Origin of the sequence: Shewanella putrefaciens (genome assembly GCF_016406325.1) — a bacterium.
Taxonomy (GTDB): domain Bacteria; phylum Pseudomonadota; class Gammaproteobacteria; order Enterobacterales; family Shewanellaceae; genus Shewanella; species Shewanella putrefaciens.
Map to the genome: position 1 here is coordinate 692,668 of NZ_CP066370.1, position 13,156 is coordinate 705,823.

13 protein-coding genes are annotated in these 13,156 nt (G+C 43.9%); 11 read left to right on the plus strand and 2 right to left on the minus strand.

Annotated elements, in window-relative coordinates; translation table 11 throughout:
- Positions 1-123: 123 nt before the first annotated feature.
- Positions 124-324 (plus strand): PspC domain-containing protein, encoded by a 201-nt coding sequence (locus JEZ96_RS03145; RefSeq protein WP_025007912.1) that lies wholly within the window; start codon positions 124-126, stop codon positions 322-324.
- Positions 325-435: 111 nt separating this feature from the next.
- On the opposite strand, the gene JEZ96_RS03150 is transcribed toward JEZ96_RS03145, so the two are convergent.
- Positions 436-1,173 (minus strand): enoyl-CoA hydratase-related protein, encoded by a 738-nt coding sequence (locus JEZ96_RS03150; RefSeq protein ID WP_011790666.1) that lies wholly within the window; start codon positions 1,171-1,173, stop codon positions 436-438.
- 34 nt (positions 1,174-1,207) lie between these two features.
- Here JEZ96_RS03150 and JEZ96_RS03155 point away from each other — a divergent pair, with 34 nt between their 5' ends.
- The 3 genes from JEZ96_RS03155 to JEZ96_RS03165 are packed head-to-tail and all read left to right on the plus strand — an operon-like array spanning position 1,208 to position 3,413.
- Positions 1,208-1,693 (plus strand): copper chaperone PCu(A)C, encoded by a 486-nt coding sequence (locus tag JEZ96_RS03155; RefSeq protein WP_025007911.1) that lies wholly within the window; start codon positions 1,208-1,210, stop codon positions 1,691-1,693.
- A gap of 11 nt (positions 1,694-1,704) precedes the next feature.
- Positions 1,705-2,673 carry a DUF2333 family protein gene (locus tag JEZ96_RS03160; RefSeq protein ID WP_011790664.1) on the plus strand — a complete coding sequence of 323 codons (969 nt, stop codon included), beginning with the start codon at positions 1,705-1,707 and terminating at the stop codon, positions 2,671-2,673.
- Between the two features lie 2 nt (positions 2,674-2,675).
- Entirely contained in the window at positions 2,676-3,413 is a 738-nt protein-coding gene (locus JEZ96_RS03165) for a TIGR04219 family outer membrane beta-barrel protein (protein ID WP_014609870.1), read from the plus strand.
- A 67-nt stretch (positions 3,414-3,480) separates the two neighbouring features.
- On the opposite strand, the gene tolC is transcribed toward JEZ96_RS03165, so the two are convergent.
- Entirely contained in the window at positions 3,481-4,788 is a 1,308-nt protein-coding gene (tolC, locus tag JEZ96_RS03170) for an outer membrane channel protein TolC (RefSeq protein WP_011790662.1), read from the minus strand.
- 243 nt (positions 4,789-5,031) lie between these two features.
- On the opposite strand from tolC, the gene nudF reads away from it, so the two are divergent.
- The 7 genes from nudF to parC are packed head-to-tail and all read left to right on the plus strand — an operon-like array spanning position 5,032 to position 12,985.
- On the plus strand, positions 5,032-5,634 hold the full coding sequence (nudF, locus tag JEZ96_RS03175) for an ADP-ribose diphosphatase (RefSeq protein WP_011790661.1): 603 nt from the start codon (positions 5,032-5,034) through the stop codon (positions 5,632-5,634).
- 12 nt (positions 5,635-5,646) lie between these two features.
- Positions 5,647-6,087, plus strand: a complete 441-nt coding sequence (locus JEZ96_RS03180) for a DUF1249 domain-containing protein (protein ID WP_025007910.1) — start codon at positions 5,647-5,649, stop codon at positions 6,085-6,087.
- A 16-nt stretch (positions 6,088-6,103) separates the two neighbouring features.
- Positions 6,104-6,943, plus strand: a complete 840-nt coding sequence (gene cpdA / locus JEZ96_RS03185) for a 3',5'-cyclic-AMP phosphodiesterase (RefSeq protein ID WP_011790659.1) — start codon at positions 6,104-6,106, stop codon at positions 6,941-6,943.
- A gap of 26 nt (positions 6,944-6,969) precedes the next feature.
- Entirely contained in the window at positions 6,970-7,545 is a 576-nt protein-coding gene (locus JEZ96_RS03190; protein WP_025007909.1) for a YqiA/YcfP family alpha/beta fold hydrolase, read from the plus strand.
- A gap of 56 nt (positions 7,546-7,601) precedes the next feature.
- The gene (gene parE / locus JEZ96_RS03195; RefSeq protein ID WP_011790657.1) at positions 7,602-9,488 is read left to right on the plus strand and encodes a DNA topoisomerase IV subunit B; all 1,887 of its coding nucleotides are present in this window, start codon (positions 7,602-7,604) and stop codon (positions 9,486-9,488) included.
- A gap of 52 nt (positions 9,489-9,540) precedes the next feature.
- A complete protein-coding gene (locus JEZ96_RS03200) occupies positions 9,541-10,716 on the plus strand; it encodes a PQQ-dependent sugar dehydrogenase (RefSeq protein ID WP_011918696.1) in 1,176 nt (391 codons plus the stop codon).
- Positions 10,709-12,985, plus strand: coding sequence for a DNA topoisomerase IV subunit A (gene parC / locus JEZ96_RS03205; protein WP_011918697.1), 2,277 nt, complete (start codon positions 10,709-10,711; stop codon positions 12,983-12,985). The genes JEZ96_RS03200 and parC overlap by 8 nt, the downstream gene beginning before the upstream one ends.
- Positions 12,986-13,156: the final 171 nt, after the last annotated feature.

The following is a 13,156-nucleotide window of genomic DNA, read 5'->3' on the forward strand; positions in this document are numbered from 1 at the left end:
CTAGTGACTTTGCTACTGCTACCAGTGATTAGCCTCGCGTTGTTTTCAGGAATTATCTGCTGGTTTCAGCGGCACTGTTGCAGCGAAAAATAAGCGCGTATTTAAGTGATGAGGGAGTTTAAAATGAAACGAGTTCAAATGCGTATGGAAAATGCAGATCGTTTAGTCTGCGGTGTTGCTTCCGGAATGGCATGGCAATTTGGTTGGTCTTGTTTTTGGACAAGAGCAGTGTGGGCTGTCGCTATCTTCTTGATGCCTGGTGTCAGCTTATTGGTTTACTTTGTATTAGCGTTGTTAGTGACCCAGTGGAAGAAGTCTATTTAAGTTGGTTTGAGAGATACCTTATAAACAGCTTATAAGCGCTAATGCTTAATCCATCAAAAAGAGGGCACCTGACCCTCATGCAAATAGTGAGCACTGAACGGTTTAGTGACATTATTTTTTTAGAAAAGTCTGAAATCTGGCTTTTGCTTCATCACTCTTTAGCCTAGCGCTAAATTGTTCCAACTCTTGATGCATTTGATGTTGTACTCGATTCTTATGTGGACGCATCAACTGGCGAGTCATTTGCAGAGCTTGTGGCGGTTGGTTAGCGAGTTTTTTGGCTTGATTAAGAGTGTAACTGAGTAAATCTTCCTGAGCGATAATCTCATTAATCATGTTAAGTCGATAGGCTGTATTGGCATCAAAACTCTCTCCGAGTAAGAGTAGTTCTGCCGCTTTTTGATAACCAACGAGTTCAGGTAAGAGTAAGCTGGCACCAGCCTCAGGCACGAGTGCCAGATTAACAAAGGGTAGTTGAAATTTGGCAGTGTTATCGGCATACACAAGATCACAGTGTAATAGAACCGTTGTACCTATACCCACGGCGGAACCAGACACAGCCGCTACGAGTGGCTTTTTCAGTTCGAGTAGACAAAATAAAAAACGTACAGCGGGATGATTAGGCCCTAAGTCACTATTTTTCAAAAAGTCTGCAATATCATTCCCTGAGGTGAAACAATTATCTTGTCCATGGAGCATAAAGGCACGAATGTCGTTGTCTGCTTCACCTTCGATCAGGTATTCTGTCAGTTGTTTATACATATTAAGATCAAGTGCATTGCGTTTATCAGGGCGATTAAAGCTGATAATACGGACACCTTGATCATCCTGAACCTGTATATGACTCATGGGTTGTTTTCCTTTACGACGACATTGGGTAGACATGGAGTTTAAGACATTGAAACCAATATTCAAACAGATGTTTAATTGTCTCGCACTATCCTGTGCATCTTTTTCTGTGTTGGCGAGTGTGGTTGTGACCGAAGGGCATGTACGAGCTATGCCAGATACAGTGCCCAATACCGCCGCTTACTTTACGCTTGAAAACCACACAGATAAAGCGCTTCGTCTTGTTGGCGTACAAACTGATGTAGCAAAAGAAGCACAACTTCACACCATTATTGAAGAGCAAGGCATGGTTAAAATGCGACATGTTGAGGGATTTGATATTCCATCCCATGGCAAATTGACGTTAACGCCATCGGGTAATCATGTCATGTTACTTGGTTTAAAAGCACCTCTTGTCTTAGAACAACAAGTTGAATTGCTATTGCAGTTTGACGATGGCAAAAACATTGCGATAACACTACCCGTCAATAAGCAAGCAGAAAACAATGCTGAGCAAGAGCATCATCACCATCATCATTAAGGAGTCGCTTGATGCAAATAACATGGAAGCAAGTCACCGGAGTCGGTTTATTTTTAGTCTTAATCTGCTATGCAGTGAGTGTGTGGTGGAGTATTGAACCCGATACGCTTACGCCTCAAGAACTCACTGCAACAGATAAGAATGTTGTTGGTTTTGCCACGACCACATCGCTGATCTTAACCGTTGAAACGTTATTGGATAAACAAGGCGGTTGGTTATCTAACGATGTGATCCCGCCTTCTATCTTTATGGATAATATGCCTGCCTTTGAATTTGGCGCGTTAGAGCAAGTTCGCGATTTAGCACTTATCATGCGTAAAGAGTTTAGCCGTTCACAGTCTCAGTCTACTGCGGATAAAGATTTGGGTGAGGCACAATCTAAGCTGAATATCGACCATACAAGTTGGTTAGTGCCGAGTGCAGAAAGTGAATACCGTGATGCAGTCAAACTATTAAAACTGTATCGTGCACGCATGATGGACCCTAACAATCAAGATGCACAGTTCTATGCACGGGCTGACAATCTCAACGAATGGTTAAAAGAAATTCAAAAACGTTTAGGCAGTATGTCACAGCGTTTATCGGCGAGTGTGGGTCAGGAAAGATTGAACACGGACTTAGCTGGTGATAACTCTGCGCGTCAATCGACGCCTAATTTGGCAAGCCATCAGATAAAAACAAGCTGGTGGAAGATTGATGATGTGTTTTATGAAAGTCGTGGTGCTTCATGGGCACTCCTGAATTTTATGCGTGCAGTAGAAGTCGATTTTGCAGATGTTTTAAAGAAGAAAAATGCTGAAGTGAGCTTAAAACAAATCATTCGTGAATTGGAGGCGACTCAGCAAACCGTCTGGAGCCCTGTTGTACTAAATGGCAGTGGTTTTGGTCTAGTCGCTAATCATTCATTGGTTATGGCTAACTATGTATCCCGTGCGAATGCCGCGGTGATTGATTTAACGAACTTGCTATCTCAAGGTTAATTATGAAAAAGACACTCCTTGCCAGTGCTGTATTAGGATTTTTGATGGCCACATCGGCCCAGGCTGCAACAGTGGTTGGTTTTAAACTTGGCGGTGACTACTGGCGTGCAGATACCAGTGGTACTTTTGCAGATAAAGGGCAACCACAGCAAACTTTTAATTACAGTTCATCGGCTCAGGGTAGTTATTGGATTGCTGTTGAACACCCATTGCCATTTGTACCAAACCTTAAAATTCGTGAAAATAGTCTTGATCAAAAAGGAAAAATGTCAGGTGCTGACTTTACCTTTAATGGGCATGACTTTTCCGGTAATGTGACTAGCTATACCGATTTAAGTAACACAGATTTTGTGCTGTATTACGAGTTGTTAGATAACGATATTTTGTCATTCGACCTCGGTGCAGCCTACAAGTTAATGAATGGATCGCTGCGAGTACAAGATCCCGGTCATCCAGAAGAAAAAGATGTCGATAGTGGTATTTTTATGGGGTATGCCAGTACCCATATCGGTATGCCTGGATTTGGTTTATTTGGGTTTGCGGATTTAATGTTGGGTGTGAATGAATCGAATGTTCATGACTATGCCATAGGTCTGGGGTGGGAGTTTGATGGCCTAGCAGTAGATACGCGTGTACGTGTGGGCTACCGTGAGTTTTTATTCGATGTAAATAGTTTTTCTGGGATCAGTGCTGATACTAAGTTCGATGGCTATTTTGCAGGTGTAGAAATTACTTTTTAAGCTTTATTCTGAAAATAAAAAAACCGCCAATTGGCGGTTTTTTTATTTAATGACATTAGTGCTAATCTTACTCAGCTTTTAGGCCGCTATTGATGGCAATAACATCATCTTCGTTAAGTGTGCCTGCTGCTTTCTTTAGGGCAACGATCGAATTAATGTAGCTGTAACGTGCATCAGACAATTTACGTTTTGAGTCATACAAGTCACGGGTACGGTTTAGTACGTCAACGATAGTACGAGTACCGACTTCAAAGCCCGCCTGAGTCGCTTTTAATGCGCTTTCTGATGAAATGACCGATTGCTCATAGGCACGAATTGAGCTAATTGAGGCGCCTACGTTGTTGTAGTTATTGCGTACATTCTTGACAACACTACGGTAGGTTTGCTCAAGTTTCTCACTGGCTTCAACATATTGATATTGTGCTTCATTGACTTGAGAGGTCACTTTAAAGCCTTCAAAAATGGGAATGCTTAAATTTAAGCCCACATTGACATTATCAAAATCAGGATCGTTAACACTGCCTGTTTTTTGCTCAAGCCCTTTATTATAACCAGCACTTAAGCTCAAGGATGGCATATGGCCCGCTTTGTAAAGGCTGATGGTTTCCTGAGCAATATCTTTACCAATGCGTTGGGTCATTAGATCAACACTGTTTGATTCAGCGATCTTTAGCCATTCACTTGGTGATGAAGGGGCTGGAGTCACGGCTGAGAAACGATTTGTATCTAGCACATTAAGAGTCTTGTGATCGATACCTGTGATTTCACGCAGTGCTTCATAGCTATTGGCAAGATCGTTTTCAGCAAGGATCTCGCTGGCAGACGCTAGGTCATATTGAGCTTGAGCTTCATGTACATCTGTTATTGCTGTTAGACCTACAGCAAAGCGTTGTTTTGTTTGCTCAAGTTGACGTTCAATAGCGCGTTTTTCTGCACCTTGGAACTCGTAGTTATCTTTGGCCGTTAACACATCGAAGTAGGCTTTAGTCACGCGAGTAATCAAGGTTTGTAGCGTTGATGCATAGTTTGAATCAGCTTGAGAAGCGGCTTTCTCTGCAAGGCTTAAACCTACCCAAGCACTGTGGTCATAAATGACCTGATTTAACTTAAGACCACCCGTTAAACCACTGGTATTATCCCTAGGGTCATTCCAGGCTTTGTCATACCCTACGTTTGCACTCAGTGTTGGTAACAGAGGCGCACGGTTTTGCTCAATCTTTTCAAATAAAGCATCACGTTGCGCCTGAGCTTGTAACACGAGAGGGTCGTTAGTCAGTGCTTGTTGATAAATTTGCAGTAAATCATCTGCTTGTACCGCTTGAGCGGAAGCTGCGAGAGTTAATGCTGCGCATAAAGAACGGATCTTAAATTTCATTTGCTGTCCTTATTAGACAAAATCTCCCAAAGGAGAAATATTTTAACTTCGTTTAGACTAAGTAATGCCTTTACCAAGGCGGTTTGCGCTTCCCGACGCTTCCCGATACAGCTAAAACTTAATGATGTAGAGTCTAAAAACTCTGACACTGGCAAGTCAAATGCGAAGTGTAACAGATTTTATTTTAAAAATGTGTCAAATTGCCTTGATAATAGGCGCAAATTTAACTTTTAAGGATAGAGTATGAAACCCCCTGTTTTTTCGCAAATGGATATTGAAATTCTCGATAAAAAATCCCTATATCAAGGCTTTTTTGCGCTAGAACAGTTCACTTTTAAGCACAAACTTTTTGCCGGTGGTTGGAGTCAACCTGTCATCCGCGAGGTATTCGAGCGGGGTCACGCTGTGGTGGTATTGCCCTATGACATTCAGCGCGATCAAGTTGTGTTAATTGAACAAGTGCGCTTTCCTGCATTAGCGACCACTAAATCTCCTTGGCTTATGGAGTTAGTCGCGGGTATGATTGCGCCCACAGAGACAGCAATCGATGTTGCTCATCGTGAGCTGCTTGAAGAAACGGGCCTTGTTGCTAGAAGTATTCATTTTGTTAACAGCTACTTAGCAAGCCCTGGTGGCAGTACTGAGCGTTTTTATTTTTATTGGGCTGAAGTGGATTCAACCCAAGCCTGTGGATTGCATGGATTAGCTGAAGAACATGAAGATATCCGATTGCATGTTGTGAGCCGTGAGCACGCTTATCATAGTGTGGTGGCGGGAGAAATCGACAATGCATCGACCGTTATTGGATTGCAATGGTTGCAATTAAACTATCAGCAACTCGTTTAAGTGGGAAATAATGTGGCTACCTCCACTTCGCATCAAAAACCACGCTATCGACCGAATGTCAGTGATTTCTTGGCTCTTTGCGGCCGCAATTATGGCTATATGCTGAAATGGTTACCGCTGGATATTGCTATCGGTCAATCATGGCAGCTAAAAGGTGAGTTTGGTATATTAGTGGTGCGTATTTTAGAAAATACCAAATATACTCAATTGGTTGAGATATCTCGTCCGCTTGCAACAGGCGAGTTTGTCAATACTCCCAAGGTGTTAGTGAGAATTTATCACGATGCTAAATTAGCAGAAGTGTTAACTGGTCAACAGATTTACCAATTACGCCCAGTGTATGATTATCCCAATTTACGCATGTATCATAGTGATGAAAAGTACCAGGTAAATGCATTCCTGGAGGAGTTGTTGAAGATTGGTAACCAACAACGTTTAGTATGCCAGTCTTAGAATTTGGGTATTCAATGTGCTGAAAGAGGCAGTCTCTTACTCCATAGCTGAAGGGGAAAGTGTGCGTATAGTGCAGGTCACTGATCCGCATCTCTTTGCCGATCCTGAGGCCCAGCTACTTGGAGTCAACACCAGCAAAAGTTTTGCTGCTGTGCTTAATACCATTCGGGCGGTCGATTATCCGGCACATATCATGTTAGCCACGGGAGATTTAAGCCAAGATTATTCGGCTGAGTCTTATCAGCAGTTTGTTAGAGCTGTTACGCCGGTAGGTTTGCCTTGTCATTATCTTCCCGGAAATCATGATGATCCGCGTATTATGTATCTGCATATGCAAGGTGAGCAGATTTTTGGGCAGCAGCGTATCCTTGCTGGCAAGTGGCAAATTTTAATGCTGGATTCCACGGTTCGTGGAAAACCCGGTGGTCATATGGCGCAGAGCCAGTTTGAACTTATTGAACAGGCCATTGCGGCACACCCTGAATGTTACACTTTACTGGTGATGCACCATAATCCGATTTTGGTTAACTGTACTTGGTTAGATCAACATTGCATGGATAATGGTGCTGAGTTTTTAGAGCGTGTGGCAATGTATCCTCAAGTTAAGGGATTACTCTGGGGGCATGTGCATCAGCGAATTGATACTCACTATGAAGGGCCGCATGGTGCGCTACAGCTTATGGCGACGCCTTCTACCTGTATCCAATTTAAGCCTTTATCACCTTATTTTGCCTTAGATGGTTTGCAACCCGGTTATCGTTTGCTGGAGTTGAAGGCCGATGGTAGCATCGGCACTAATGTTTATCGCGTACCGGGTAACCATTTTTTCCCCGATAATGATTCCAGCGGTTATTAACGCGAGTGACCGCAGCTTGAGGAACTATGCTGCTCTATATTCACGGATTCAACAGTTCACCTTTTTCAGATAAAGCGATAATGACTGCGCAATATATGGCGCAGCATCATCCGTCCGTTCTCTTTCATCAACCCCAATTACCGAATACTCCTAAGGCCGCAATGGCACTTTTACTGGAATATGTGGAAGCGGCATTGAAGGATGGTGAACCACTTACCTATATTGGTTCATCATTGGGTGGGTATTTCGCCAGTTATTTAGCCGAACATTATGGTGGCCGAGCGGTATTAGTTAACCCTGCGGTAAAACCTTTTGAGTTGTTTGATGAGTTCATGGGGCCACAGTTTAATCCTTATACAGGAGAAAACTACCAAGTATTGCCTGAACATAAGATGGAGGTCGCTGAATTTAATACGCCAGTTATCCGTAATCCAGATCGTTTTTTGGTACTATTGCAAAGCGGCGATGAAGTGCTCGATTACCGTGAAGCACTGAGTAAATACCATCACTGCCAATTACGGATTGAAGCGGCTGGAGATCACAGTTTTGTAGGTTACGAGCACTATCTGCAAACTATAAGCCAATTTTTACACTTACCTTGACAAACCGACATCCAGAGCCGCAACATGGCCGGATATAACAACTTATAGCGTACACTATGACGAATCAATACACCTCTGACGCCATTGAAGTCCTTAACGGACTCGATCCTGTTAAACGCCGTCCAGGTATGTATACCGATACCTCCAGACCTAACCATTTAGGCCAAGAGGTCATAGATAACAGTGTCGATGAAGCCTTAGCGGGTCATGCGACCAAAATTGAAGTTGTTTTACACCTCGATAACTCCCTTGAAGTGACTGATGATGGCCGTGGTATGCCTGTGGATATTCATCCTGAAGAAGGTATTCCAGGGGTTGAGCTTATTCTGACTAAACTGCATGCAGGCGGAAAATTTTCCAATAAAAATTATCAGTTCTCAGGCGGTTTACATGGTGTTGGTATTTCGGTTGTTAATGCCTTATCGCGCCGTGTTGAAGTTACAGTGCGTCGTGATGGTCAAGTTTATGATATTGCTTTTGAACATGGTTTTAAGGTTGAAGAGTTAAAAGTCACAGGAACCTGTGGTCGTCGTAATACCGGCACGCGCGTGCATTTTTGGCCCGATGCGAGCTATTTTGACTCTGCAAATTTTTCCAACTCAAAACTCATTTATCTGTTGCGAGCTAAAGCCGTACTGTGTCCTGGATTGCGGATAAAATTCACCAATAAGCAGACCAATGAAGTCCATGAATGGTTTTACGAAAGCGGTTTAACCGATTATCTCAAGGCTGCTGTTGGTGATAACGTCATGTTACCCGAAGAGCCCTTCGTTGGCAGTTTTAAGGGGAAAATTGAAGCAGCCGACTGGGCCATTACTTGGTTGCCAGAGGGGGGTGAATCCATCAATGAGAGTTATGTCAACCTCATTCCTACCCCACTTGGTGGCACCCATGTGAATGGATTTCGCCAAGGTTTGCTCGAATCTATGCGGGAATTCTGTGAGTTCCGTAATTTGATCCCCCGTGGCATTAAATTATCACCAGAAGATATTTGGGACAGAGCCGCGTTTATTCTGTCGGTAAAAATGCAGGATCCGCAATTTGCTGGGCAAACTAAAGAGAAACTCTCCAGCCGCCAGTGTTCCGCTTTTGTTTCAGGTATAGTACGGGATGCTTTTTCACTCTGGTTAAACTCGAATACGGAATTAGCTGAATCTTTAGCGGAATTATGCATTAACAATGCCCAGCGTCGTCTTAAAGCTGCAAAAAAAGTGGCGCGTAAAAAGGTGACGTCAGGCCCCGCATTACCAGGGAAATTGACGGATTGTAGCGGGCAAGATCCGATGCGGGGCGAATTATTTCTCGTCGAAGGGGACTCCGCAGGCGGTAGTGCGAAGCAGGCCCGGGACCGTGAGTTTCAAGCGATTATGCCGCTGCGTGGTAAAATCCTTAACACTTGGGAAGTTGACGCTTCTCAAGTATTGGCTTCTCAAGAAGTGCATGATATTTCAGTGGCTATTGGTTGTGATCCCGATTGCAATGATATTTCAGAGTTGCGTTATGGCAAGATTTGTATTCTGGCGGATGCGGACTCCGATGGGTTGCATATTGCCACCTTACTCTGTGCGCTATTTTTGAAGCATTACCGTATATTGGTCGAACAGGGTCATGTGTATATTGCTATGCCGCCACTATTTCGTATCGATATAGGTAAAGACGTATACTACGCCTTAGACGAGGCTGAAAAAGAAGGTATTCTTGACCGTATTAGCGCTGAAAATAAAAAAGGAAAAGTTCAAGTGACGCGCTTTAAGGGCTTGGGTGAGATGAACCCCTTACAGCTTCGTGAAACAACCATGGATCCTAATACCCGTCGTTTAGTACAGTTGACGATAGATGATGTGGAAGAAACCGATTCTTTGATGGATATGTTACTTGCGAAAAAACGTTCTCCGGACCGTAAATCTTGGCTCGAAGATAAGGGTGACATGGCTTTACTTTAATGTTGTGCATTATTGCCGATAACGATAAAACATAGGCATAAAGAAAATTACAATGTTGTATATAAAAACCAATAATTATAATTATTTAAAGGTGTTCTCAGCCTATACAGTTCTATTCGTCTCTGTGATTTTACTCCCCATTCACAGCGCGGTAGCTGCATCTCAATCGGTGATGATTACCGTTTCGAAGGGATTTGGTTTATCCCTTTACGCCTCTGATTTGGGGGATGCCAAACAGATAGCGATGGGATCAAATGGCACCTTATTTGTGGGCTCTCATAAAAGTGGCACCATCCATGCCTTGGTCGATAGTAACCAAGATGGCCGAGTTGATAAGCGTTATGTGATTGCAAAAGGTTTAAAATCTCCTGAAGCAATTGCCTTTTACGATGGCGATCTGTTTGTGGCAACCGAGAATCGGGTTATGCGCTTTATTGATATAGAGCAGCGTCTGCGTCGTCCTAGTCGCCCGAAAGAAATCTACAGCGATCTGCCTGCCTCTGATAAAAAAAGTACCAGAGCAATGAATTTTGGTCCCGATGGTCGTCTTTATATCTCTATCGGCGCACCCTGTAATGTGTGTGAAGCACCAGCCCCCTACAGCAGCATAATCGCGATTAATGTCGATACAGGAGCAAATGAGCAGATTGTCTCTGGAGTCCGTGATACAACTGGGTTTGATTGGTCGCCCATCGACGGTAAACTGTGGTTTGCCGATCAAGGGCGGGATTGGATGGGGGATAATTTACCCCCCGATGAAATCAACCGTGTTGATTCTATCGGAAGCCACTATGGTTTTCCTTATTTACATGCCACCTCTGTTATTGAGCCCGCTTACGAAAAGCCTAAAAACTTAAAAATTAGTGTTCCTATTTATGAGTTACCTGCCCATGTAGCACCGACAGGGCTGGCTTTTTATCGCGGCGTCCAATTTCCAGAAGTTTTCCACAATCAATTATTTATCGCCGAAAATGGTTCTTGGAACCGCTCTAGTAAAGTGGGTTACCAAGTTGTGATGCTTAAGATTGAAAATCAACAGGTTGTGAGTCGTGAAACCGTAGTCAGTTTTCTCGACGGAGAATTCCCCGTTGCTCGCCCTTTTGCGTTGTTATCAGCCGATGATGGGGCGATGTACATATCAGATGATTTAAAAGGTAACGTATATCGCTTGTTCTTTAAAGGTGGCGATAGTACTGAAGAACCACAGGAACTAGAAGAAAATGAGTGACGCAATCGAGTTAAGTTTAGATGGGGTAGAGCAAATGCCATTGCGGCGCTTTACCGAAGAGGCTTATCTGAACTATTCCATGTACGTCATTATGGACAGGGCCTTGCCACATATTGGTGATGGGCTTAAGCCTGTGCAGCGCCGAATTATTTATGCCATGAGTGAGCTAGGGCTATCGGCTCAGTCTAAGCACAAAAAATCCGCCCGTACTGTGGGTGACGTATTGGGTAAGTATCACCCCCATGGTGATAGTGCCTGTTATGAGGCCATGGTATTGATGGCGCAGCCATTTTCCTATCGATATCCCCTCGTTGATGGACAAGGTAACTGGGGGGCGCCCGATGATCCTAAGTCATTTGCAGCGATGCGTTACACCGAGGCGCGTTTATCTAAGTTTTCAGAAGTGTTACTCAGTGAACTGGGCCAAGGCACTGTTGATTGGGGGGCAAACTTTGACGGAACACTGAAAGAACCCAAAGTATTGCCGGCTCGTTTACCGCATATTTTACTTAATGGTATTACAGGCATTGCCGTGGGAATGGCGACGGATATTCCGCCTCATAATGTCAGAGAATTAGTTTCTGCCTGCGTAGCTTTGCTTGATGATCCAAAGCTCGAACTTGAGCAATTGATGAGTTATGTGCCTGGGCCTGATTATCCGACGGAAGCCGAAATTATTACCCCGTCTGCCGATATCGCAAAAATTTATGAATCGGGTCGTGGTTCATTGCGAGCGCGTGCGGTTTATACTGTTGAAAGTGGTGAAATTATTATCACCGCTTTGCCACATCAAGCCAGTAGCGGCAAGATTTTAGAGCAAATCGCAGGTCAAATGCAGGCGAAGAAATTGCCTATGGTGGCCGATTTACGCGATGAGTCGGATCACGAGAATCCAGTACGTTTAGTGGTGGTGCCACGTTCAAACCGTGTCGATTGTGATCAGCTAATGGCACATTTATTTGCCACCACAGATTTAGAAAAAAGCTTCAGAGTGAACTTAAACGTACTTGGCCTAGACGGTCGCCCACGGGTGAAAGGTTTAAAAACACTCTTAACCGAATGGCTAGAATTTCGCGTAGACACGGTTAAACGCCGGCTTGAATATCGCTTAGATAAAGTGCTTTCTCGGTTACACATACTCGAAGCTTTGATGATCGCTTTCCTCAATATCGATGAAGTGATTGAAATCATTCGTTTCCACGATGAACCAAAAGTCGAGTTGATGGCGCGTTTTTCGCTAACTGATAAGCAAGCAGAAGCGATCCTCGAATTAAAGTTACGCCATTTAGCCAAGTTAGAAGAATTTAAGATTACCGCCGAGCAGAATGAACTCGAAGCTGAGCGCGAAAAGTTGGAACAGTTATTAGGTTCTGAGCGGCGGTTAAAGACCTTGATCAAGAAAGAATTAATTCAAGATGCTGAAACCTATGGCGATAATCGTCGCTCGCCCATAGTGCAGCGCCATGAATCACGGGCTTTAACCGAACAAGAGCTAACGCCGAGTGAGCCTGTAACCGTTGTATTATCTGAGAAAGGCTGGGTGCGTTGTGCTAAGGGGCATGATATCGATCCGTTATCCTTATCTTATAAGGCAGGCGATCAATATCTGTGTAGTGCCATGGGCCGCAGCAATCAGGCCGCCGTATTCATTGATTCATCAGGGCGAGCATTTGCAACGGATAGCCATACTCTGCCATCGGCTCGGAGCCAAGGCGAGCCAATCACCACCCGCTTTAATATGGCGCCTGGTGAAACGATGCAACACGTGATCATGGGTGAAGAGGAGCAATGTTACCTGCTAGCCACTGATGCGGGTTATGGTTTTATTTGTACCTACAACGATATGGTGTCACGCAATAAGGCGGGTAAGGCCTTGCTGAGTCTACCGACAAACGCTAAATCATTGACGCCTAAGTTGATCGACCGTACTAAAGAGATGTCATTGTTAGCGATCACCAATGAAGGCCGTATGTTGCTGTTCTCGCTTGCAGCCTTACCACAATTATCTAAGGGTAAAGGCAATAAGATTATCGGCATCCCCTCAGAACGCGCAAAGAGTCGTGATGAGCTAATGACACACCTACAACTCGTGCCGAGTGATACTTCTGTGACTCTCTGGGCTGGTAAACGAAAACTGACCTTAAAGCCGAGTGATCTTGAACATTATCGAGGGGAACGTGGTCGTCGTGGGGCTAAATTACCGCGTGGCTTGCAGCGTGTTGATAGTGTTGAATTAGGTGAGGGTGGAGAACCATCACTTAGCATCTAATGATTGTGTATATTCGAGGGCCACTGACGCTATTTCTGCTCGGTGGCTTTTTTATAGATGTTAATAAACTCATTTTATAAATGCGTAAGATGTCGCAGTAAACATCAAGCGAGAAAGTGAGTCAACCACTGGATTCGCATCTATTATTAGCTGAATTTTAGATACAAAAAA

What these genes read in the sequence shown, in the direction of transcription:
- JEZ96_RS03145 (WP_025007912.1), top strand. Translation starts at nt 124, where the DNA reads ATGAAACGAGTTCAAATGCGTATGGAAAATGCAGATCGTTTAGTCTGC.
- JEZ96_RS03150 (WP_011790666.1), bottom strand. Translation starts at nt 1,173, where the DNA reads ATGAGTCATATACAGGTTCAGGATGATCAAGGTGTCCGTATTATCAGC.
- JEZ96_RS03155 (WP_025007911.1), top strand. Translation starts at nt 1,208, where the DNA reads ATGGAGTTTAAGACATTGAAACCAATATTCAAACAGATGTTTAATTGT.
- JEZ96_RS03160 (WP_011790664.1), top strand. Translation starts at nt 1,705, where the DNA reads ATGCAAATAACATGGAAGCAAGTCACCGGAGTCGGTTTATTTTTAGTC.
- JEZ96_RS03165 (WP_014609870.1), top strand. Translation starts at nt 2,676, where the DNA reads ATGAAAAAGACACTCCTTGCCAGTGCTGTATTAGGATTTTTGATGGCC.
- tolC (WP_011790662.1), bottom strand. Translation starts at nt 4,788, where the DNA reads ATGAAATTTAAGATCCGTTCTTTATGCGCAGCATTAACTCTCGCAGCT.
- nudF (WP_011790661.1), top strand. Translation starts at nt 5,032, where the DNA reads ATGAAACCCCCTGTTTTTTCGCAAATGGATATTGAAATTCTCGATAAA.
- JEZ96_RS03190 (WP_025007909.1), top strand. Translation starts at nt 6,970, where the DNA reads ATGCTGCTCTATATTCACGGATTCAACAGTTCACCTTTTTCAGATAAA.
- parE (WP_011790657.1), top strand. Translation starts at nt 7,602, where the DNA reads ATGACGAATCAATACACCTCTGACGCCATTGAAGTCCTTAACGGACTC.
- JEZ96_RS03200 (WP_011918696.1), top strand. Translation starts at nt 9,541, where the DNA reads ATGTTGTATATAAAAACCAATAATTATAATTATTTAAAGGTGTTCTCA.
- parC (WP_011918697.1), top strand. Translation starts at nt 10,709, where the DNA reads ATGAGTGACGCAATCGAGTTAAGTTTAGATGGGGTAGAGCAAATGCCA.